This window comes from Algibacter sp. TI.3.09 (assembly GCF_038154905.1).
GTDB lineage: Bacteria > Bacteroidota > Bacteroidia > Flavobacteriales > Flavobacteriaceae > Algibacter.
In genome coordinates, this window is record NZ_JBAKAN010000002.1 from 147,257 (window position 1) to 170,662 (window position 23,406).

Sequence of the window (23,406 nt, forward strand, 5' to 3'; positions counted from 1 at the left end):
CAACAATTAGCTATAAATTCGAAATTTTCATAATTTTTCGAATTTATTATTTGAATTTTAAGTACTGAAACCATTATATTTACAGTTCAAAACTAGTTTCTATGCAATCACCTACAGTTTCAGAATTACTATCGCAAAACACTTCTTTACTTGAAGTTGAAATAAAAGGCTGGGTTAGAACCTTTAGAGCAAATCGCTTTATTGCCTTAAATGATGGTTCTACGATAAATAATATTCAGTGCGTTGTAGATTTTGAAAACTTTGATGAAGCCCTTTTAAAACGCGTAACCACAGGTGCCGCAGTACACATAAAAGGAGAATTAGTTGAAAGCCAAGGTAAAGGTCAAAAAGTTGAAATTCAGGTAAAACATTTAGAAGTTTTAGGAGATTCCGATCCGGAAACTTACCCTATTCAGCCTAAAAAACACTCTTTTGAGTTTTTAAGAGAAAATGCTCATTTACGCACCAGAACCAATACGTTTAGTGCTGTAATGCGTTTACGCTCATCATTATCTTTCGCTATCCATAAATATTTTAACGAAAACGGATTTTACTATATGCACGCGCCTATTATTACGGGTAGTGATGCAGAAGGTGCTGGAGAAATGTTTAAAGTCTCTAGTTTAGATAATAAAAATTTACCTTTAACTGAAGAAGGCAAAGTAGATTACACTAAAGATTTCTTCGGAAAGGAAACTAATCTAACCGTATCTGGCCAATTAGAAGCTGAAACTTATGCCATGTCGTTAGGTAAAGTATATACTTTTGGACCTACTTTTAGAGCCGAAAACTCAAATACATCAAGACATTTAGCTGAATTCTGGATGATAGAGCCAGAAGTGGCTTTTATGGATTTAGCAGGCAATATGGATCTTGCTGAAGACTTTATGAAATCGGTAATCACCTATGTTTTAGAACATAATCGTGAAGATTTAGAGTTTTTAGAAAAACGTCTATTAGACGAAGAAAAAGTAAAACCTCAGGCTGAACGTAGTGATATGAGTTTAATTGAAAAATTAAACTTTGTAACAGAAAACAACTTCAAACGTGTTAGTTACACGGAAGCTATTGATATTTTGAGAAATTCTAAACCAAATAAAAAGAAGAAATTCAAATATTTAGTTGAAGAATGGGGAATGGATTTACAAAGTGAACATGAACGTTTTTTAGTTGAAAAACACTTTAAATGTCCTGTTATTTTATTCGATTACCCAGCAGATATTAAAGCCTTTTACATGCGTTTAAATGACGATGGTAAAACCGTACGTGCTATGGATATTCTTTTCCCTGGTATTGGTGAAATTGTTGGTGGAGCGCAACGTGAAGAGCGTTTAGACATCTTAAAACAAAGAATGGCAGCCATAGACATTCCAGAAGAAGATCTTTGGTGGTACATGGATTTACGTAAATACGGAACAGCTGTACACTCTGGTTTTGGTTTAGGTTTTGAGCGTTTAGTGATGTTTGCAACCGGTATGGGCAATATTAGAGACGTAATTCCTTTTCCAAGAACACCGCAAAACGCAGAGTTTTAGTAAAATTTAACTTGATAATTCCGCTTATACTTGGCGATTATTCATGCTTTTATTTATCTTTGATTAGGACTAACTAATCTAAACCTTTGATTTGTTTATTACTTATCATTATATTTAGTTGCCCATTCAATCTTAATAAAAATCATGCTTAAGCAATATTTACAATTTAAACTCTCGCAAAAACTGTCGCCGCAGCAAATTCAGTTAATGAAACTGATACAATTGCCTACGCAAGCTTTTGAGCAACGTTTAAAACAAGAATTAGAAGAAAACCCAGCACTAGAAGGCGGTAAAGAAGAAAACGATAGTGACTACGATTCTGATTTAGATAATTCTGACGATATTAATGATAATGATTCAATAAATGCTGAAGACATTAATGTTGATGAATACTTAAGTGACGATGAAATTCCAGATTACCGCACTCAAGCCAATAATTACAGTGCCGATGATGAAGAAAAAACGATGCCTTATGCAGCGGGAACTTCATTTACGCAACACTTAATTAATCAATTAAACACCTACAGATTATCTGAAGAAGAACGAGACATTGCTGAATTCCTAGTTGGAAGTGTTGATGAGAGTGGCTATATACGCAGAGAGTTAAGCGACATTATGGACGATTTAGCCTTCACACAAAACGTATATACCGAAGAGCAAAACATTGAAAAGGTTTTAAAAATTGTACATCAATTAGACCCAGCAGGTGTTGGAGCAAGAAACCTTCAAGAGTGTTTAAGCATACAATTACATCGAAAAGACAAAACACCCGATACAGAGTTAGCAATAAATATTATCGATTCTGCTTTCGATCAATTTACTAAAAAGCATTATAAAAAATTACTTCAGAAATTTAATATTACTGAAGAACAATTAAAAGATGCTATAAAAGAAATTGAACATTTAAATCCTAAACCTGGTGGATCTTATGCCGGGAATAATCGTATTGTTGAGCACGTAGTTCCAGATTTTGCCATTAAAATTGTTGATGGTGAACTTGAGCTTACCTTAAACGGACGTAACGCTCCAGAGCTTCATGTTTCTAGAGAGTACAACAATATGCTTACAGGATATAAAGAATCTAAAGACAAATCGAAATCTCAAAAAGATGCCGTTGTTTTTATAAAGCAAAAATTAGATGCAGCAAAATGGTTTATTGAAGCTATAAAACAGCGTCAACAGACCCTATTTGTTACCATGAGTTCTATTATGCATTACCAAAGCGAGTACTTTTTAACTGGTGATGAGCGTAATTTAAAACCCATGATTTTAAAAGATATTGCCGACGAAATCTCAATGGACGTTTCTACCGTTTCACGTGTTGCTAACAGCAAATATGTTGACACACCTTACGGAACGAAACTGATTAAGGAATTCTTTTCGGAATCTATGAAGAATGATCAAGGTGAAGATGTTTCAACTCGCGAAATTAAAAAGATTCTAGAAACAGTAATTGAAGAAGAAAATAAGAAGAAGCCTTTAACAGATGAAACCTTAGCTTCTATTTTAAAAGAAAAAGGATATCCAATTGCTAGAAGAACGGTTGCTAAATATAGAGAACAACTTGATATTCCTGTAGCGCGATTACGTAAAAAAATATAATGGATAAGTTACTTAAGAGTATTTCATATATTTTTCATCCCTTATTGATGCCTATTATTGGCGTGGCATTTTACTATTATATCTCGCCGCGTTTTATAGCAGAGCAGATTTTACATGCCAAGCTTATTTCATTATTAATACTCACCATTATACTTCCTATTTTAATGTTTTTTTTACTAAGAACTTTAGGAAAAGCACAAACTATTCATCTAAAAACCACGCGGGAACGTATTTATCCACTAGCTTTAAATTGTTTTATTACTATTTTGGTAATTAAGCGGGTTATAACAATAACACAATCGTTAGAACTGTATTACTTTTTTGTTGGTATATTAATTTCGAATATGGCCTGTTTAACGCTCGCTGTTTTTAAATTTAAGGCAAGTATACACATGATCGGTATTTCGGGACTATTCATGTTCTTTATAGCTATAGGCGTGCAGTTTGGTATCAACATTACAGGAACTCTTGCTTTTATCGCTTTAGCCATTGGTGCTGTAGCAACATCTAGGTTACACTTAAACGCTCACACCTCGAGAGAATTGATTTTCGGTTTTTTTGTTGGATTAATTCCGCAGCTATTGCTGATTAATTTCTGGATGTAGATTAATATATACTTGAACCTTCTAAGGTGTTAGAAACAACAATTAATTTACTTTGACGATTTAAGTAACCAATTAGGCCTTAATTATAACCATTTCCCTTTAGATCACTAAATTGGAGGCTTTATATCCTTTAGGTAAAGTCCAAGAGATTTCAAATTACAAAACATAAAACATTAGTCCAACTTTAATGGCGTGCATATCTATTCTACTACCATCAATCTGAGCGCCATTAGAAAAAACAGGACTTAAAGCATAATACAAATGTAAATTCCATGTATTATATCCAGCACTTAAGGTTAATCCATATTCAAACTTATTAAAGTCTGAGATATCGGTGTATTTAAAGCTTCCTAAATCACCATCGTACTTCGCGGCATGTGATAACATGTAACTAAACTTAAAACCGGCATAAATACGCCAAAAATCATAACTAGTAGCTGTAGATGTACGCCATCTAAACTCCAAAGGCACCTCTATAAAGTTACTAGAAAACCTATTTTTAGTAAATGTATCAGAATCGTCGATTACACTATAACTTACTACACCTGCATCGTCTTTTTGAATCAGTAAATTTTGGTTATATGAGTTTGCAGAAAGTCCGATGCCTAAACCAATGGCTTTATTCCTAGCGGCATTTATTGGCATATCTTTAATAAAACCTAAATGAAACCCGGTTGAAAAACCACTTTGCTTTACATCTTCTGGTCTTAAACCAAGTAAATTATAAGTAACACCAAAGTAAAATTGGTCTTCTTTATACTTATTATCAACTTCGGTCTCAACAACATCTTCATTTTGCGAAAAACACAAACAAGAATTCGCACAAAACAACATGACCATTACAAATTTAATTCTTCTCATTTTGAAACTTATATTATGGTAAGTTACCAATTGCTACTATTATATAAAAGCAAAAGGCGTTTTGAGTATCTCAAAACGCCTTTTACTATAAAATTAAGAGTGTAAAATTTACCTTCCAACAACACTACCCTTTTTAGTGGTGTAGTTTATTTTTAGAGCATTAACTTTACGTAGTTCTTGTTTAATGTCACCAATTAATCCCATATTAGCATCACTATCAACTTTTAAAGCTGTAGTTAAATATGGTACTAATTCCTCTCTTTTAGTTGCGCGTTCTGCATTAATAAACGCAGCGATCTCTTTAACATCAGCAAACTTATCATTCAATTGAATTCTTGACTCGTTTCCATATTGTCTATAGTTCTCACTTGGCTTACCTGCATAAATGTACATTACCAAATCTTTTTTGTCAAGTTTTTCAACTTGATCAGCAAATGGTAAATTATTTTCAATCATTAAAGTATTTTGCCTCATTACTGTGGCTACCATGAAAAAGAATAATAACATAAATACAATATCTGGTAAAGACGCCGTATTAACCGCCGGTATTTCACCACCTTTTTTCTTTTTAAATTTAGACATAGTTTATAAATGTTAAAATTATTTCTGTACTTCTGATAGCTTTTGAGGATACTCAGCTTTGATCTGATCAATCTTCTTCTTTAAAGCTTCTTTATTCCCTGGCCAGTTTACATCCTTTTGATTTGCTTCCATCTCAACGAATGACATACCGAATTGTGCCTGGGCTCTCGCGTTTCTTAAATCGTTATATGCTGCTACTAATTCATTCTGTACAGCGATATAAGTTTTATAAGTAGTTTCTCTATCATTAGCTAAAGAGATGATCGCTTTGTCTGGATTATCCGAAGACTCAGGATCTCTTGGACCTTTACAATAATCACAAGATTTATCACCGCCATTATCTAAAAAAGCAATGGCTGCTTTACGTAAATCTTTAAGTTGCATCGGTTCATCTTCAACTAATAAATCATCATTCTTATTTACAATAACTGTAAAAATATTTTTTTGCTTAATAACAGGTGGATCTGTTTGTTCTTCCATTGGAGGCAGTTTTCTGTTAATACCAGAATCTGTTTCAATAGTTGTTGTTACTAAGAAAAATATTAATAATAAGAAAGCAATGTCGGCCATTGAGCCTGCATTAACTTCTGGTGCTGCTCTTTTTGCCATAATTTATTTATTTAATATTTTTTTCACACCACCGAATAGCATTGATCCAATTGCTATAACTGCTAAAACATAAAATGCATATAAACCAGCACCTACGTTTTTAGAAATACCTTCGGTAATACCAAGACCTTTGTCATTAAATGGTTGTAGATCTAAATCTGTACCAGATGACAAGCCGTAGCTTATAAAAATGATTGCTAAAAAGGCTCCTACAGACATCAAAGTTTTCTTGATATCTCCAGTAACTAACCCTTTCAAAACAAATATTACAACTAATGCTATTACTAATCCTAGTACAGCATAGGTAATATAAAGTATATTATCAATCATAGATTCCGACCCAGTCATGATCATTAGCGCAAAGATAGAGCCAAGAATCGCGAGAGCGAAAGCTACGATTTTTATTATTTTGTGAGTATTCATAATTTTTTCAGTTTTAAATTATTACTTTTTGTGTCTAATCAATAGATCCATTAACGTGATAGAAGCATCTTCCATATCGTTAACAATACTATCAATTTTAGCAATAATATAATTGTAAAAAATTTGAAGAATAATTGCCACTACTAAACCAAATACTGTTGTTAAAAGTGCTACTTTAATACCACCTGCAACAAGAGAAGGTTGCATATCACCAGCAGCTTCAATTTTATCAAAGGCTTGAATCATACCAATTACCGTACCCATGAAACCAAGCATTGGTGCAAGAGCGATAAATAATGAAATCCAAGATACGTTTTTCTCTAATTGTCCCATTTGAACACCACCGTAAGCTACAACAGCTTTCTCAGCAGCTTCGATACCTTCATCAGTTCTATCTAAACCTTGGTAGTAGATAGATGCGATAGGTCCTTTTGTATTTCTACAAACTTCTTTAGCAGCTTCAACACCACCAGATGCAAGAGCATCTTCTACAGATTGTGTTAACTTTTTAGTGTTTGTAGATGATAAGTTTAAAAAGATAATTCTCTCAATAGCAATTGCTAATCCAAGAATTAAACATAATAATACAATACCCATAAATCCTGGACCACCTTCAATAAAACGTTTTTTCAAATCTTGATGAAAACCAACGTCTGCCGCAGGAGCTTCATCATCTTGAGTTAAAGTAGTAGTTACAGTCGTTACAGCTGTACTTGTGTTTGCAATTGTTGTTGCATTTGCAGTTCCGAATGCCACCATTACAGTAATGGCAAGGATAGAAAATAATCTTTTCATGATCTAGATCTTAATTTTATTAGTTAAAGTGTTAAAGATATAAAAAAAAAGCAATTAAAAATAAAAAAATTTAAGCAGAGAGGAAGGGATTCGAACCCTCGATACCCTTTTGAGGTATACACACTTTCCAGGCGTGCGCCTTCGACCACTCGGCCACCTCTCTTTTTTTTTAACAGCTTTTATTCTGGGGATGAAATAACAAAAAAAACTTTGAACGCTAAAATTTTAACAGTTAATTTTAAGTCAATTCTCCAACTAAAGATGTTTCATAGGTGATTTTGAAGCTTTTAGCCTCTACATTTTTTCCTAATAGATACATTAACTTAGCTAGTGCGGCCTCTGTTGTTATGTCTTTTCCGGAGATTACACCTGCTTTTTTTAACATATCACTGGTCTCATAATGCCCCATCATGACACTTCCGCCCGAACATTGGGTAATATTTATAATATGTATGCCTTTTTCAATGGTCTTTTTTAACATATTAATGAACCACATTTCGGTAGTACAGTTTCCAGAACCGTAGGTTTCTAAGATAACCGCTTTTAAATTGGGGGTTTTAAAAATATTTTTTAAAACGACTTTAGAAATACCTGGATAGAGTTTAATTAATGCAATATTTTCATCTAAATTCTTATGAACCTCCAAAACTTTGCTTCCGTTAGGTTGGTATAAATGTTTATGGTTTATTTTTAAGTGCACACCCGACTCCGCCAAGTCTGGATAATTAAACGATGCAAATGCCTGAAAATGCTCGGCATTAATTTTGGTTGTTCTATTGGCGCGATACAGTTTATATTCAAAATACAAACACACCTCCTTTATTAAAGGTTTACCATCCTCTTGTAAGGATGCCACTTGTATAGATGTTATTAAATTCTCTTTAGCATCGGTACGTAAATCGCCAATAGGCAATTGAGAACCAGTAAATATCACTGGTTTTGCTAAGTTTTCTAGCATAAAACTTAGTGCAGATGCTGTGTAACTCATAGTATCACTACCATGAAGTACAACAAAACCATCAAAATCATTATACTTTTCTTCGATAACCTCTGCCATTTGAACCCAATATTTCGGATTCATATTACTAGAGTCAATAGGTTCATCAAAAGAAAACGTTTCGATATTACAATCTAACAACTGCAACTCTGGTATGTTTTTTATAATATTTTTAAAATTAAATACTTTTAGCGCACCGGTTTTAAAGTCTTTTACCATGCCAATGGTGCCACCTGTATATATAAGGAGTATGTTTGGTTTCATAACATTAAACTTTAAAAATAGATTTTGAATTTTCTGTGGTAATTTCAGCCAACGTTTCTTCTGGCATTTGATAAATAGTTGCTAGTTTTTCTAACACCTTTATTATATAGGCACTTTCGTTGCGCTTTCCTCTAAATGGTGTAGGAGCTAAATATGGTGCATCGGTTTCTAAAACAATATGTTTTAAATCTATTTCATTTAAAAACTGATCTATTTTTCCGTTTTTAAAAGTTGACACACCACCAATACCTAATTTCATATTATAAGAAATAGCCTGATGCGCTTGCTCTAAACTTCCAGTAAAACAATGAAACACGCCAAATAAATCGTCTCCTTTTTCACTTTCCAAAACTTCAAAAACTTCATCGAAGGCCTCTCTGCAATGTATAACAATAGGCAAACCATATTGTTTTGCTAATTGTATTTGATGCTTAAATGCTACTTTTTGAATATCTAAAGTTGTTTTATCCCAATATAAATCGATGCCAATTTCGCCAACAGCATAAAATTTATGCGTAGCAAGCATGTGCTCTATATGGTTTAACTCTTCTTTATAGTTTTCCTTTACATGTGTTGGATGCAAACCAGACATTAAAAACATATTGTCCGGATAGTCTTTCTCTAACTGAAGCATCGCTTTAGTATACGTAGAATCTATAGCTGGTATAAAAAACCTGGTAACGCCTTGCTCTATTGCTCGGTTTATCACCTCGCTTCTATCGTCATCAAAAGCTTCACTATATAAATGGGTATGCGTATCTGTAATAATCATTCGGTAAAAATAATGAAGTATTTAAATTTGCCGAGGTATTTATCAATTAGATTAATAAAAAAAGACCTGCAAAGCGATAAACTTAACAGGTCTTTTGTATCCTAATTTATTTTTAAGCGTTGTTGTTAATCTAATTTATTCAGCAATTTCTGCGCACGCTCATAATCTTCAGCATCTTCAGGTATTGTTTTTAAAATATCTATACATGCCAAAACATCTTCTTGTTTTAATTTACTTAAGGCTAAATACCAAATGGCTTTATTTTTATATGCTGAATTTTCATTAGCGATTTCAGTTAACAATTCATCTGCCTTATCATAATCACTCAACTCAATATTACTAATAGCACTGTATAAGTTTAACTCGGCATTGCTTGGATCTATTTGACTTAATTGGGCAAAAGCTTTTTCCGCGGAAGCGAAATCTTTAGAATTAAAGGCGTTTTCGGCCGTTTTTAATAAATCGTCATTTTCGCCTCTAACCGTTAAACTTATAGTATCGTAATTATTAAAGTCGCCATAAGATGGGTTTGAAAACTCACCAAAAGTAAAAACTCCAAGCATTATAATCACGCAGGCGGCAATGGCATATTTATAGAATGTGAACGATTTTTTACTCGTTTTTTCTCCGGAAACAGTTTCGTCTTTTTGAATAAAATATTTACTCGATATACTTTTTAAATTCTCTTTAAAAGCTTCCGATTCGGTTTCATTCCCAAATTTATCACTTAAATAATGAGACAAATTTTTATAGGTTTGAAACGCTTCCGCGAAAGCGCTATCAGTTTTTAATTTATTCTCGAACACCTCGAGCTCTGCTTGATTTAGGCTGCCCGCAAGATATTCTTCAAATTGTATATAATTTTCTTTTTCCATGATGGTTAATTGTTAAACTGGTTAAATTTGGGAGACTCACGAACCAACTCGGTTAGTTTACCAATGCACAATGATTTCTTTTTACGTGCATAGGCATAGGTTACATTTAAACTTGCTGCAACTTCTTCCATCGATTTTATTTTGAAAGTAGCTTTTAACAAATCTTGACATGCATTACCTAGTTTTTCGAACATTTCGGCAAATAAAGCTTGTTTTTCTCCAAATACCGAGGTTTCAAATGCTAGTTCTTGAGCCTCATCTCCTTTAGATAAAACCTCTTCGTTAATTGTTACCTCTTTATTCGATGTTTTTTTCAAAACATTGAGCCACTTCCGTTTACATAACAAGAAAAAATAAGCATCAAAAGGGCAGGTTAATTTCAAACCTTTTTCGCTTGCTTGGTTATAAATAGTAACCAGTGTGTCTTGCACAACATCCTGAGCCTGATCGCGACTACCACTATTCTGCTTAATATAATTAACCACTTTTGGCACAAATTTATCGTAGATGGCTTGTATAACAAAACTGTTGTTTTTTAATAAGCCATCAATATATTTTTGGTCTTCGTGTATTTTTTTTTCACTCATTACCCCTTGTATTTGCTACTAATGTAAAAAAACTTTCAAAAAAAAGGGTAACAATTTTAAAATGGTTTTGATATAAGGGTGTAACAGTCAAATTGACTAACAATTTTAAAACTAATAATAACAACAATAAACATTTAGAACTTATGAGAAATTCAATTTTAATTATCGGAACCGTAGTATTATCAATATTAAATATGAATGCTACTAATGAAAAAACAAACCTTAACACAGTAACAGAAATTAATGCTAACACAGCAAACAATATTGCACAAATTTTTGATTGGGAAGTTAAAACGAATAAAGGCACTTACTCCGGAACAGCTTTAAGTTTCGAAAATGCTAAACGTATGATTTCTTATTCGAGTAGCGGAGAGGTGGTGAAAAACAAAAAAATTACAAGCTATTTTATGCTAGAAGCCGACTTAAACAACTCTACAAACAGAAATTACTTTTGGGAAGTTAAAACTACAAGCGGAACAGCAAAAGGATACTCATCTAGTGAAGCTTATGCACAAAAAATGATTGCTCTTGTAGCCTCTGGAGATGTTATTGTAGAAAAATTAATAATGAGCCAACCACAACAATAAATTAAAATTAGAACCAAAAACAGGGTAACAAAACAAGTGCCCTGATTATATAAAAGAGAAGAACATATTAAAACCCAATAATCATGAAAAATTTAAAACACATTTTAAGCACTTTATTTGTATCAGCTCTAGTTTTCACAAGCTGTTCAACAAAAGAAGAAAACGATACTGAAATTATTATTCCAGCAACCGCTGCCGAGTTTAAAAACATACAAGACGATGCTTTGGAAGGCTTAACACAAACATTTCAGTTTGATGCCGCCGATGGATCGATAACTTTAACTTCAGAAAACGGGGTAGATATTAGCCTCAACACAGCTAATTTAACATTAAACGGAAACCCTATTACTGGCGCCATAGATTTAGAATTTGTTGAATTATTTGACAGAGCCAACATGCTAGTTACCAACAAACCTACTATGGGACTTATGGCAGACGGTAACAAAGCTTTACTAATTTCTGGTGGTGAGTTTTTTATAAATGCCACACAAAACGGTGCGGATTTACAACTAAACGGCACCATGCAATTAGGGATTCCTGCTAATTTAACGGGAGATATTGATCCAGACATGATTTTATGGGACGGAAATATTGACGAAAATGGTGATTTAGTTTGGGAAGAAGCCCAAAATGAAAATGGTGACGAACGCGGTGTATTTGCAGAACACACCAATTACTATGCTTTTATTGGCGACTTTGGTTGGACTAACGTAGATCGTTTTTATAACGACCCAAGAGAAAAAACAACCATTTTAGTTGCTGTTCCAGAAGGTTACGACAACACCAATAGCAGTGTATATTTATCTTACGATGGTGAACCTGCGGCATTAGCAAACTTAGACACTTACGATGCGAGTACAGGGTTATTTAGCGAACATTACGGACAAATTCCAGTTGGATTAGAATGTCATGTTATTTTTGTAAGCGAAGATGCTGGCAACTGGAAATACGCCGTACAAGCCGCAACCATAGTAGAAAATGGCATTATCACTATTACCGAAAGTGAAACTACAACCGTAACACAAGCACAACTTGCAGCTATTATTAACGCACTACCATAACACCTTTTTTGCCCCACTGTGCTCGTCTACTCAAAACGAGACAGACCTAACCTAATTTTTAACCCAGAAACTTTTGTTTCTGGGTTTTTAACTTGAAAAAAGCCAATTAAATAGGGTAACAAAAAGCATTTCTTTTTGATATAATAGTATGAAGAAGAATCTCTTTTTAAAAATATTAATAATCTGTATTGTAGTTATACTCTGGGCAAACCTAGTTGTAATCTACACGCACTTTTTTAAGTGAAAAAGACGTTAAAAACACTTTATAATTTTTATCGACATTCTCTTTTGTATATTTATGAGCATATTAACTAAATGGTACTATGAAAAAATACAACTTCTTACTTTTAACGATAGTCTTCCCTTTATTTATTTTTGGTCAACAACCCATTACCGACACTATTACTAGAACCGCTACAATTAAAGCAAACGTTACCAATAACTCCGTTTTATTAACACCAGAAACACCTGCTTTAACACAAATAGCTGGTGCTCCAAAAGCTTTTTATACCCATTACTGGGAAATGGGAGATGGCGCATACAGTACAGATCCCGAACCAAAGCACACCTACAAAAAGAAAGGTGAATATGAAGTAAAACTTTGGGCAACCAATAATTACGACACCGGAAAACCACCAACAACGCGTCCTAAAAAAATAAACATCACTTCCGTTACCGATGATTATCAAGATGAAGCTTCTTTGGAAGACGATTTCACGCTTAAAAGAAATAGAGAACCAGTTCCTGAAGAAGAAATCGTAACCATTTTAAGCTACAAAAACATAAACAACTATACTACCAACGGGAAAATATTTCTGTTTTATAATGAGCATAAATACAAAGCTGATAATTTCGAGTTAACAGAAACTAGACTACATAATAACGAAAAAAACATATCAACCGATGCTTTTGCTTACACCAAAAACGTTGAAAATAATAACACCTATTTAGCATCTTCAAATAGCGAAATCACAAATTTTAGAAATGTAGAACAAGATTCTACCCTAAAAACCAATTTACCACTAACCTTATCAGAAGCTAAATCCATATACAAAAACTGGCGTGTTCTGGAATTTGATAACATGCAACCCGAAGAAGAACGTAATATCTTTTTCAGCTTAAAAACCACACCAGAAATGGTAAAAGATACCAGTGCCATAATTTCTGTTCGTGGTATTTATATTCCTGATGCTAATTACGACAATCATAAAGTGAAAGACATGGAAATGGAAATTGTAACCTCGCACGACCCCAATAAAATGTCGTCTAACGCTACATTTATGAATTATCGTTTGGTGCGTTTTAAAACTTTAAAGTATAAAATAAAGTTTCAAAATAATGGTGAAGGACCTGCAAATACAATCCGTTTAGAAACTGATATTCCAGACATGTTAGACAAATCGACCTTGAAGGTTCTCGATATGTATCCCAAATGTGAAATATGCCCTAAGCGTGAAGTACTCTACAGTTGCCTCGATACTGCGTTCACAAAAACGCAAGCTATTTTCACCTTTAAAAACATTTACTTACCTGGTAGCGAACAGAAAAACGTAAAAGAATACGATTCTACAAAAGGCTTTGTGCAATACAGCATAAAATTTGCTAAGGATTTTCATAAAACAAAAACAAAAAGTAAAACGGCTATTATTTTTGATAAAAACGATCCCATAATTACTAATTATTCCACCACTCGATTTTTGCCAGGAATATCCATTGGCGCCAAAATGGGTTACAATTCCTTTACCGATTTACGAAATTCCGAAAGTTATTTTATAGGAGCAACACTTTCTCCTTATAAATCGTACAGATTATATTGGCAAGTTGAACTTATGAATAATTTTCATAATTACGATAGTAACATCGAAGTAACAGAAGAGTTTGTAGACGGACCACAAGGTTTTCGCTTCTTTCAAAGTACTACAACCGAAACCTCTAACAAAAACATAGACTGGGACGTTCCCGTTTTACTGCGCTACAATTTAAACAACTATATTGGTCTTGGTGCAGGTGTACAAAACACTATATCTGTAAGTGAAAAATCTACTCAAAATACACTTATTGAACAGTTTGATGGTGACACATCTGAAGGTGATCCATTTAACACCTTTACAGAAACTAGCAGCACAAACGAATCTTTCACAAACTTAAGGACCGGTTTATTATTTGAAGCTACAGCTGGTTTTGCAAGGATAGGCCCTAGTGTAGGCGCACGATATATTCTAAATTTTGAAGACGATTTTAACTACTGGCAATTTTATGCTATATGGAAGTTTTAAGTATTACAATCTATAAAAACCAAAACTGCGGTTTTGGATAAATACATGATTTTCAATATAACATGAAAACATTTAGCTTTCTTCTTTTTTTTATAACGTCACTTAGTTTCTCTCAAAATTTAGAGGAAACTATTTATTTAGCTACGGAGACTTTTATTAAAGCGCCTAACAACAATACATTTAGGGTTTTAAATAAACAAGAAGAAACCTTTAAACGGCAAGTAAAATCGAAAGACGAACAATTAGCTCTCGTGTTTTTACAAACACACAAAGGCTTTTACTTATTTCAAGAATCGGATTTATCAAAAGCAATTTCTACTTACGAAGATGCTCTAAATCGCTATAATAGTAAAGAACTCTCTCTAATTTCAGATTTCGATATTATTGAAAATTGCTTAAATCCGCTCGGTACATTATACACCAAAACTGGCGATTTCACTAATGCCTTAAACACCATAAATCAATATATATACTTAGCTAAAAACAACAAAAACAGCTCACACCAAATAAGTGGCTTCATTAATTTAGCTAAACTATATTACACTTTAGGCAAACATGAAACAGCAATAAGCACAGTGGAAGAAGGCTTAAAAATCAAACCTATTACTCAATTACAAAAAACACGACTACTTCAAATAAAAACAGAATGTCTTGCTGCTTTAAATCAATTAAACAATACTTCAATTACAGATAGCGACAGAAATAATTATTTATTTCATCTGAAAACCAAAAGTTTTAAACAGGCCTTTATAGCTTTTTCATCATATAAGAAAAACCAATTAAAGCAAGGTGTTACAAAACGTAAAATAGCACAACTAGATATTGAAGAAGCCCAACTCCACTACCTTTTAAAACAACCAAACGAAGCCATAAAATACTTGCACGCTGCAATAAAAACATTATTACCGGCGCACGACAGCAATAACTTACCGAATAAAAATCAATTATTTGCCGATAATATCTTTATTGATATTTTCGATATGTATGCTGAAATTGAAACAAACCCAAAAATAGCTCTAGAAAGTTTAGACCTTAGTTTTTATGTTTCTAATTTAATGCAAAACAGCTGGACCTCTCAAGAAACTAAGATATTAAACGAAACAAATAATCGTATACGAAGCGAAAAAAGCATAGACATTCTATATGATACCTATGCTAAAACAAATAACAAAACACTTTTAAAAAGAGCACTAGAATATGCCGAAAGCAGCAAATCTTCGGTGTTGAAAACTATGTTTTTAAAAAAAACACGCTTACAACAATTCCCTAATGACAATTTACTTCTAGAAGAGTTTCAGCTTTTAAAAACTCAAGAACAGCTTACAAGCTTATTAATAAAAGATGGTTTGTCAGCTTCAAAAATCAACAATTTAAGTAGTAAACTTAGTAGTATTAGTATTCAATTAAAAAAGCTTAATTTAAAGATTTTAAAAAAATACCCAGACACTAATGAGCCTTTTAATTTCAACACTTTAAAATCTAAATTAAAAAAAGATAACGCCGTATTAATCGAATATTTTTATGGAAAAAACAGCATCTATCAATTTATAATTTCAGAGCAAGACATAAATTTAAATCGTATCCATTTCACCTTAGATACTAAACAACAAGTTTCTAATTTCATCGACTTATTTAACAAGGCGTCAACCATAAATAATGATATCCATAATTACACAACACAAGCTTTTGAGGTTTATAAGCTATTAAATTTTGACAAGGCTCCTTCAAGCAAAAACATAATTATAATTCCTGACGGTCTAATCAACTTTATCCCTTTCGAGGCTTTATTAACAAACAAAACCAAAACAACATCGTATTCTAAAATGCCTTTTTTAATTAAAAAGCAAAACGTTGTTTACAACAGTAGTATTGTTTTGTATTTAAATGAAAACGCAAAGCAAAACACGAATACCGTTTTAGGTTTTTTTCCGGTTTTTGAAAATGAAACTCAAGCATTAACCTATTCTGTTAAAGAAGCTGAAGCTATTGAAAAACACATGTCTTCAAAATTATTTATGAAAGCGAAAGCTAGTAAAAGCAACTTCTTCACAAACGCTCCAAACTATGGCGTTATACATTTATCAACACATGCAAGTAGTGGCGATTTTGTAACATCATCAAATTTATCCTTTTTTGACGACACCTTGTTTTTGAACGAACTCTACAGTTTAGATTTAAGCCCCGATTTAGTCGTTTTAAGCGCCTGTGAAACAGGTGTTGGTAAATTATACAAAGGTGAAGGTGCTATGAGCATAGCGCGCGGATTTCAATATGCAGGTGCTCAAAATATTTTATTTTCACTTTGGCAAATAAACGATTTATCTACGGCTCAAATTATGGAGTCTTTTTACAAAAACTACAGTACATCACAATCTGCATATACTGCCAACCAAGCTTCTAAAATAAGCTATATTGAAAACGAGTCGATTAATAATTCTAAAAAATCACCGTATTATTGGAGTGCTTTTGTTTGTTACGGAGACCTTACGGAAGTTAAATCGCAAAACTTCACAATTTATATTTGCATTGGTATATTTATTGTACTGTTTATAGTACTTTTAGCAATGAAATTAAAGCGTAAATGACAACAAACCTCCAAGAATTTCTTTTAAATAAGGGTTACACCAAAGTAAAACTTCATTTAACGAAAACAAATCATTTTGAAATAAAGGCCTCCATTAATGGCAGAAAAGGCTTGTTTATTTTAGATACTGGAGCTTCGAGTTCTTGCGTTGGTTTTGAAGCGATTGAAACCTTTAATCTCAATGCCGAAGACTCTCTAATTAAAGCCGCAGGTGCTGGAGCAACAGACATGGAAACCAAAATGTCTAAAAAAAACAAAGTAAAAATTGGTAAATGGAGTCACAACAAAGTTGTTCTGGTTTTATTCAACCTATCTCATGTTAATACAGCTCTTATAAACCACAATGCAAAACCGGTAGACGGTATAATTGGTGCCGATATTTTGAAAAAAGCAAAAGGCATAATTGATTATGAAAAGAAATACTTGTATTTAAAGTTATAATTATTTAAATTACTTCCAAATAGCAATTAACCTCTTCCTAGCAAATAAATAATGAACACAAATATCGTCATAGCAGATGATCATCCGTTAATGCTGCGCGGTCTTACCGATTTTTTAACCAACAAAGGTTTTAATATTATTGGAAGCGCCGAAGATGGTAAAGCGGCCTATAATTTAATTATAAAATTAGAGCCAGAAATTGCCATTCTTGATATTAGAATGCCCTTTAAAACAGGTTTAGAAATTGCTGAAGCTTGTAAAAAGCATAATCTTCCCACCAAAATTATACTTATTACTTTTGATAAAGAAGAAGAAGTGTACGACCAAGCCATTCAATCTGGGGTATACGGATATATTTTAAAGGAATTTGCTGTTGAAGAAATTGAAACCTGTATCCAACACGTACTAGACGGAAAACGCTATTTTAGTGAAGAAATAGCATCTTACCTAAACCACAATAACAACGCGAGACCAAAGAATTTAGGACTTTTAACTAAATCTGAATTAAGAATTGTACGATTAATATCGGAAAGCAAAACAAGCCAAACCATTGCCGAAGAACTTTCTATTTCGGTAAGAACGGTAGATAAACACCGTAGTAATATAGTTTCTAAATTAAATTTGGATAAAAAACCAACATCGCTTGCCATTTGGGCAACTGTAAACAAAGAATTTTTATAAAAATAAGTAGAAGTGCGTATTTTTTCTTACGCAAATATAGTATATCTTTACAGTGCTATTAATTAGTTCTTAGGGAGAATTAAAAAAAGACTCTAAATCATTGTGATTTAGGGTCTTTTGCTTTTTATTACTTTCCATAATATGGATAAAGATGTGCTTCATATTAAACACCATCTTCTCCGCAAAAATACGTACAATTGCGTATTTTTTTTTTCGAGTCTGTAACATACCTTTACGGTGCTATTAATTACCAACAAATCTAGCGCAAGTCAAACCCTTAAAATTCTCGACAAATGCTTAAAGATCAAATCATGGAAGAAAAGAGCAACCCTGTAAATAAACTAGCACTCGCTGTTGTTTTTATTTTGGCTGTCGTAATTGTATCGTTTAACTTATATATGTTGTTGTCTTAGTCTCTCTCAATTAAAACGACTAAAACAAATAAAAAAAGGGTATTTCATAAATATGAAACACCCTTTTTTGTACCTGAAATATTATTATTCCTTAAAGCTCTAAAGCCTTTTTAATATCATTATTCATCAATAATTCTGTTGGGTTTTCTAAAGCTTCTTTTACAGCAACTAAGAATCCTACACTTTCTTTACCATCAATAATTCTATGATCATAAGATAAGGCAACGTACATTATTGGACGAATTACAACTTGACCATCGATTGCCACAGGGCGCTCTACAATGTTGTGCATTCCTAAAATTCCACTTTGTGGAGGGTTAATAATAGGTGTAGATAACATACTACCAAATACACCACCGTTAGTGATTGTAAATGTACCACCCGTCATTTCATCAACTGTAATCTGACCGTCTCTTGCACGAAGTGCTAAACGTTTCACTTCAGACTCTACACCTCTAAATGATAAGTTTTCCGCATTACGAATTACTGGTACCATTAAACCTTTTGGTCCTGATACAGCTATACTAATATCGCAAAAATCGTATGATAACATTTCTTTACCATCCATCATTGAATTCACTGCTGGATACATTTCTAAAGCTCTAACAACTGCTAAAGTAAAGAAACTCATAAATCCTAAACCAACACCATGTTTTGCTTTAAACGTTTCTTTATACTCAGAACGTAATGCAAAAATAGGAGACATATCAACCTCGTTAAACGTGGTTAACATAGCTGTTGTGTTTTTCACCTCAACTAAACGCTCTGCTACTTTTCTGCGTAACATAGACATTTTACTTCTTGAAGTACCACGACTACCACCAGTTGGTGTTCCCATAGAAGGCACTGCATTTACAGCATCATCTTTAGTAATACGACCTGCTTTACCAGTTCCAGAAACAGATGCAGCATCAATTCCTTTTTCAGCTAATACTTTTTTAGCAGCAGGACTTGCAGAACCTGTTGCATAAGTTTTAGCTTCAGCAGCTTTTGGCGCTTCTGCTTTTGGTGCTTCCACCTTAGCTTCTGCTTTTGGTGCTTCACCACCTGCCGGTTTCTCTGCACTTGTATCAATTAAACAAACTACAGCTCCAACTTCTACAGCGTCACCTTCTTCCGCTTTAAGCGTAATAATTCCGCTAACTTCTGCTGGTAATTCTAAGGTTGCTTTATCACTATCAACTTCTGCAATAGCTTGGTCTTTTTCAACGTAATCGCCGTCTTCAACTAACCAACTTGCTATTTCTACTTCTGTGATAGATTCGCCTGGTGAAGGCACTTTCATTTCTAAAATCATTTTTTATAATTTTAATGGTATATGAATTTTATTCTTTTTATTTAATTTCCAAAAACTTCATCGATTACACGACGTTGTCTTCTTTTATCTCTAGTACTAGATCCTGGTGCCGGTACAGAATTAAATGGACGCGATGCTACTTCTAACTTCACTAAATCCATACGCTGTGCCATGTGGCTCCAAGCCCCCATGTTTCTTGGTTCTTCTTGAGCCCAAACATAATGTTCTATATTTGGATACCTATCTATTACGCTTTGTATTTTTTCTAAATGAAGTGGGAATAACTGCTCTATCCTTACTAAAGCAACATCTTCATTTCCTAATTCTTCTCTTTCAGCTAATAAATCGTAATAAAATTTCCCTGTACAGAATACTAATTTCTTAACATTTGTTGGATTAATAGTATCGTCGATTACTTCTTCAAACTGACCTGAAGCTAAGTCTGATAAACTAGACACTGCTTTTGGATGACGTAATAAACTTTTTGGAGTGAAAACAATTAATGGTTTTCTATAATTACGTTTCATTTGACGACGCAACAAGTGATACATATTACCTGGCGTTGTACAATCTGCTACAATCATATTATCCATTCCACATAACTGTAAGTAACGCTCTATTCTTGCCGATGAATGCTCAGAACCTTGCCCCTCGTAACCATGTGGTAATAATACAACAATACCGTTTTGTGATTTCCATTTATCTTCCGCAGCCGATAAATATTGATCGAATATAATTTGAGCTCCATTACTAAAATCTCCAAATTGGGCTTCCCAAATGGTTAATGTATTTGGGTTTGCCATGGCATAACCATAATCGAAACCTAACACACCGTATTCTGATAAAAAGGAATTATAAATATCCATTTTACCTTTATTTTCAGGATTAGTATTTAATAAATTAATACGTTCTTCTGAAATTTCATCGCGCAAAATAGCATGACGGTGGCTAAATGTACCACGCTCTACATCTTGCCCAGAAATACGAACATTGAATCCTTCTTCTAGTAAACTTCCGTAAGCTAAAGTTTCTGCCATACCCCAATCTAAGGTATCGCTTTCGAAAACCATTTTTTCACGTCCGGCAAGTATACGCTCAGCTTTACGTAAAAACTTAACACCTTTAGGAACTGTTGAAACAATTTTAGAAATTTCCTCTAACCTTTCTTTTGGATAACCTGTATCTTCAGAAATAAGCATAGACTCTTCACCTTGACGTTCAAAATCTGTCCAGCGTTCTTGCATAAACTCACGAACTATAGAAGATTTAGCTTCTTTAGCTTTGGTATACTCAGCTTCTAAAGTTTCTTTAAAATCAGAAATAATACCATCAACATAAGCTTGATCAATAGTCTTTTCGGCTATTAATTTATCTGCATAAAGCTTAAACGGGTTAGAGTGCTTTGCAATTTCTTTATATAATTTAGGTTGTGTAAATCTTGGTTCATCACCTTCATTATGGCCATATTTTCTATACCCTAATAAATCGATGTATACATCTTTTTTGTATCGCATTCTGTATTCTAATGCCATTTCTACGGCATGAACAACAGCTTCTGCATCATCAGCATTTACGTGTAAAACTGGAGATAACGTTACTTTAGCAACATCTGTACAATATGTACTAGAACGTGCATCTAAGTAATTGGTTGTAAACCCAATTTGGTTATTTACAACAATATGTACAGTTCCTCCGGTTTTATAACCTGCTAACTGACTCATTTGAGCCACCTCGTAAACAATACCTTGACCAGCAATAGCGGCATCGCCATGTACTATTATCGGTAATATTTTAGAATCATCACCATCATAATCCGCATCAATTTTTGCTCTTGTAATCCCTTCGGCTACTGGAGCAACGGTTTCTAAATGTGATGGGTTTGGCACCAAATTCATCTTGATATCTTTTCCGTTTTGGTAAGTTTTATCAAGTGTTAATCCTAAGTGATATTTTACGTCACCATCAATATCCATATCTTCAAAATCTTTACCATCAAACTCACTAAAAAGCTCATGTAAAGGTTTTCTAAAAATATTAACCAATGTGTTTAGACGTCCACGGTGTGCCATACCTAATACACATTCTTTAACACCATATTTTTCTACGGCATAAAAAAGCACATTACTTATAGCAGGAATTAAAGACTCTCCTCCTTCTAAAGAAAAACGTTTTTGCCCAACATATTTAGTTTGCAAAAAGTTTTCGAAAGTAACCGCTTGGTTTAATTTTGAAAGTATATATTTTTTTGTTTCAGCCGAAAAATTTGGCTGATTATCATTTCGGTTAAGTTGTCCTTGCCACCAAGCAATAACTTCTGGGTTACGCAAGTACATATACTCTACACCAATAGAACTACAATATATATTGTCTAGGTGTATAATAATTTCACGAAGTGTTCTAGTACCAATACCTAAAATTTCTCCGGCAGTAAAAACGGTATCTAAATCGTTTGCGTTAAGTCCGAAATTCGAGATTTCTAGAGTTGGTGAATAGGTACGACGATCACGTACTGGGTTTGTTTTAGTAAACAAATGCCCACGCATTCTGTAGCCATCAATAAGTCTTACAACTTGAAACTCTTTTTGAAGTTGCTCTGGCACATCTGCCGAAACACCTCCTGTTGTTTCCCCGTCTAATTCCGAGTTTTCGCTACCAAAATCATAACCTTGAAAAAAGGCTCTCCAGCTTGGTTCTACCGAATCTGGGTTTTGTAAATATTGATCGTATAAGTCAGCAAAATATGCTGTGTGTGCTGTATTTAAAAATGAAAATTTATCCATTGCTATTTTTAATCCCTTGTAGGTTAGTCAAAATATTTTTCAAAAATACAACTTTTAGTAAAATTAGAGGTTTCTTTAACTATATTTATAGCAAATAATGTTCATTTCACGAATATGGCAGTGAAAACTGTTAAATTATTAATCATTTCTAATTCTTATGAAACTTTTTTTCCCAATTAACAAAGCAGTTATTGTTTTTTCAATATTTTTTATATCTCTGGTTAACCAATCTAATTCTCAAAACTTCAAAAGCGATTTTTGGGAGCATGTAAGATATGGTGGTGGTATTGGTTTAAATTTTGGAGACGGATTTTTCAGTGGCACTTTAGCTCCAAATGCAGTTTACGAGTTTAATAACTCCTTTTCTTTAGGTATAGGTGTAAATGGCACTTACAACAGTCAGAAAAATGTTTATAAATCTACTATTTTAGGAGGAAGCTTAATTGGTTTTTACAACCCGATTAACGAAATTCAATTATCTGCCGAGTTCGAACACCTTAATGTAAACCGTAGATATAATGTAAACTTAAATATCCCAAACGATAACTATTGGATTCCTGCCTTATATTTTGGAGCCGGTTATAGAAGCGGCAACGTTACTTTTGGTATTCGTTACGATGTATTGTACGACCAGGATAAAAGTATATATTCTGAAGCTTGGGCCCCATTTGTACGGTTTTACTTCTAAAAACAAGAACACTTATTATACGAGCTAATGCTTTACTTATAAAACTGACTTTTGTCATATTTTACGAGTAAGCTTAGTATTATTTTTGATA

Annotated in this window: 21 protein-coding genes and 1 tRNA gene; 10 read left to right on the forward strand and 12 right to left on the reverse strand. The window is 33.3% G+C overall.

Annotated features, from left to right (window positions below; translation table 11 throughout):
- The first annotated feature begins 101 nt into the window (after positions 1-101).
- The 3 genes from asnS to V6246_RS08440 all read left to right on the forward strand — a co-directional run bounded on the left by asnS (position 102) and on the right by V6246_RS08440 (position 3,742).
- A complete protein-coding gene (asnS, locus tag V6246_RS08430) occupies positions 102-1,535 on the forward strand; it encodes an asparagine--tRNA ligase (RefSeq protein ID WP_341559998.1) in 1,434 nt (477 codons plus the stop codon).
- A 144-nt stretch (positions 1,536-1,679) separates the two neighbouring features.
- On the forward strand, positions 1,680-3,137 hold the full coding sequence (gene rpoN / locus V6246_RS08435; protein ID WP_159018514.1) for an RNA polymerase factor sigma-54: 1,458 nt from the start codon (positions 1,680-1,682) through the stop codon (positions 3,135-3,137).
- A complete protein-coding gene (locus V6246_RS08440; protein ID WP_341559999.1) occupies positions 3,137-3,742 on the forward strand; it encodes a hypothetical protein in 606 nt (201 codons plus the stop codon). The genes rpoN and V6246_RS08440 overlap by 1 nt, the downstream gene beginning before the upstream one ends.
- Before the next feature lie 156 nt (positions 3,743-3,898).
- Here the strand turns inward: V6246_RS08440 and V6246_RS08445 are convergent, their stop codons facing one another.
- From V6246_RS08445 to V6246_RS08490, 10 genes are all read right to left on the reverse strand, one after another.
- Positions 3,899-4,603: a porin family protein gene (locus V6246_RS08445; protein ID WP_341560000.1), complete on the reverse strand. Its 705-nt coding sequence runs from the start codon at positions 4,601-4,603 to the stop codon at positions 3,899-3,901.
- A 108-nt stretch (positions 4,604-4,711) separates the two neighbouring features.
- Positions 4,712-5,185 carry an ExbD/TolR family protein gene (locus V6246_RS08450; protein WP_341560001.1) on the reverse strand — a complete coding sequence of 158 codons (474 nt, stop codon included), beginning with the start codon at positions 5,183-5,185 and terminating at the stop codon, positions 4,712-4,714.
- Positions 5,186-5,203: 18 nt separating this feature from the next.
- On the reverse strand, positions 5,204-5,794 hold the full coding sequence (locus V6246_RS08455; RefSeq protein ID WP_042502548.1) for an ExbD/TolR family protein: 591 nt from the start codon (positions 5,792-5,794) through the stop codon (positions 5,204-5,206).
- A gap of 3 nt (positions 5,795-5,797) precedes the next feature.
- The gene (locus V6246_RS08460; protein WP_341560002.1) at positions 5,798-6,217 is read right to left on the reverse strand and encodes a hypothetical protein; all 420 of its coding nucleotides are present in this window, start codon (positions 6,215-6,217) and stop codon (positions 5,798-5,800) included.
- A 21-nt stretch (positions 6,218-6,238) separates the two neighbouring features.
- Complete coding sequence (locus V6246_RS08465) at positions 6,239-7,012, reverse strand: MotA/TolQ/ExbB proton channel family protein (RefSeq protein ID WP_341560003.1); 774 nt, start codon at positions 7,010-7,012, stop codon at positions 6,239-6,241.
- Positions 7,013-7,087: 75 nt separating this feature from the next.
- A tRNA-Ser gene (locus V6246_RS08470) sits at positions 7,088-7,175 on the reverse strand.
- Between the two features lie 75 nt (positions 7,176-7,250).
- Positions 7,251-8,273 carry an asparaginase gene (locus V6246_RS08475; RefSeq protein ID WP_341560004.1) on the reverse strand — a complete coding sequence of 341 codons (1,023 nt, stop codon included), beginning with the start codon at positions 8,271-8,273 and terminating at the stop codon, positions 7,251-7,253.
- Between the two features lie 4 nt (positions 8,274-8,277).
- Positions 8,278-9,045: a TatD family hydrolase gene (locus tag V6246_RS08480; RefSeq protein WP_341560005.1), complete on the reverse strand. Its 768-nt coding sequence runs from the start codon at positions 9,043-9,045 to the stop codon at positions 8,278-8,280.
- Positions 9,046-9,170: 125 nt separating this feature from the next.
- Positions 9,171-9,920: a tetratricopeptide repeat protein gene (locus V6246_RS08485; protein WP_341560006.1), complete on the reverse strand. Its 750-nt coding sequence runs from the start codon at positions 9,918-9,920 to the stop codon at positions 9,171-9,173.
- A 5-nt stretch (positions 9,921-9,925) separates the two neighbouring features.
- Complete coding sequence (locus V6246_RS08490; protein ID WP_341560007.1) at positions 9,926-10,507, reverse strand: RNA polymerase sigma factor; 582 nt, start codon at positions 10,505-10,507, stop codon at positions 9,926-9,928.
- 143 nt (positions 10,508-10,650) lie between these two features.
- Between V6246_RS08490 and V6246_RS08495 the strand changes: the two genes are divergently transcribed.
- The 6 genes from V6246_RS08495 (at position 10,651) to V6246_RS08520 (ending at position 18,137) form a co-directional block, all read left to right on the forward strand.
- Positions 10,651-11,094, forward strand: a complete 444-nt coding sequence (locus tag V6246_RS08495; protein WP_341560008.1) for a hypothetical protein — start codon at positions 10,651-10,653, stop codon at positions 11,092-11,094.
- 83 nt (positions 11,095-11,177) lie between these two features.
- Positions 11,178-12,155, forward strand: coding sequence for a hypothetical protein (locus tag V6246_RS08500; RefSeq protein ID WP_341560009.1), 978 nt, complete (start codon positions 11,178-11,180; stop codon positions 12,153-12,155).
- Positions 12,156-12,478: 323 nt separating this feature from the next.
- Positions 12,479-14,431 carry a DUF7849 domain-containing protein gene (locus V6246_RS08505; protein WP_341560010.1) on the forward strand — a complete coding sequence of 651 codons (1,953 nt, stop codon included), beginning with the start codon at positions 12,479-12,481 and terminating at the stop codon, positions 14,429-14,431.
- A 62-nt stretch (positions 14,432-14,493) separates the two neighbouring features.
- Positions 14,494-17,016 carry a CHAT domain-containing protein gene (locus V6246_RS08510; protein ID WP_341560011.1) on the forward strand — a complete coding sequence of 841 codons (2,523 nt, stop codon included), beginning with the start codon at positions 14,494-14,496 and terminating at the stop codon, positions 17,014-17,016.
- Positions 17,013-17,456 carry a retropepsin-like aspartic protease family protein gene (locus V6246_RS08515; protein ID WP_341560012.1) on the forward strand — a complete coding sequence of 148 codons (444 nt, stop codon included), beginning with the start codon at positions 17,013-17,015 and terminating at the stop codon, positions 17,454-17,456. Before V6246_RS08510 ends, V6246_RS08515 begins: the two co-directional genes overlap by 4 nt.
- A gap of 51 nt (positions 17,457-17,507) precedes the next feature.
- Positions 17,508-18,137 carry a response regulator gene (locus tag V6246_RS08520; RefSeq protein ID WP_159018525.1) on the forward strand — a complete coding sequence of 210 codons (630 nt, stop codon included), beginning with the start codon at positions 17,508-17,510 and terminating at the stop codon, positions 18,135-18,137.
- Between the two features lie 504 nt (positions 18,138-18,641).
- On the opposite strand, the gene odhB is transcribed toward V6246_RS08520, so the two are convergent.
- On the reverse strand, positions 18,642-19,847 hold the full coding sequence (gene odhB, locus V6246_RS08525) for a 2-oxoglutarate dehydrogenase complex dihydrolipoyllysine-residue succinyltransferase (RefSeq protein WP_159018526.1): 1,206 nt from the start codon (positions 19,845-19,847) through the stop codon (positions 18,642-18,644).
- Positions 19,848-19,888: 41 nt separating this feature from the next.
- Positions 19,889-22,627 (reverse strand): 2-oxoglutarate dehydrogenase E1 component, encoded by a 2,739-nt coding sequence (locus tag V6246_RS08530; protein WP_341560013.1) that lies wholly within the window; start codon positions 22,625-22,627, stop codon positions 19,889-19,891.
- Between the two features lie 157 nt (positions 22,628-22,784).
- Between V6246_RS08530 and V6246_RS08535 the strand changes: the two genes are divergently transcribed.
- Complete coding sequence (locus V6246_RS08535) at positions 22,785-23,315, forward strand: alpha-ketoglutarate decarboxylase (RefSeq protein WP_341560014.1); 531 nt, start codon at positions 22,785-22,787, stop codon at positions 23,313-23,315.
- Positions 23,316-23,406: the final 91 nt, after the last annotated feature.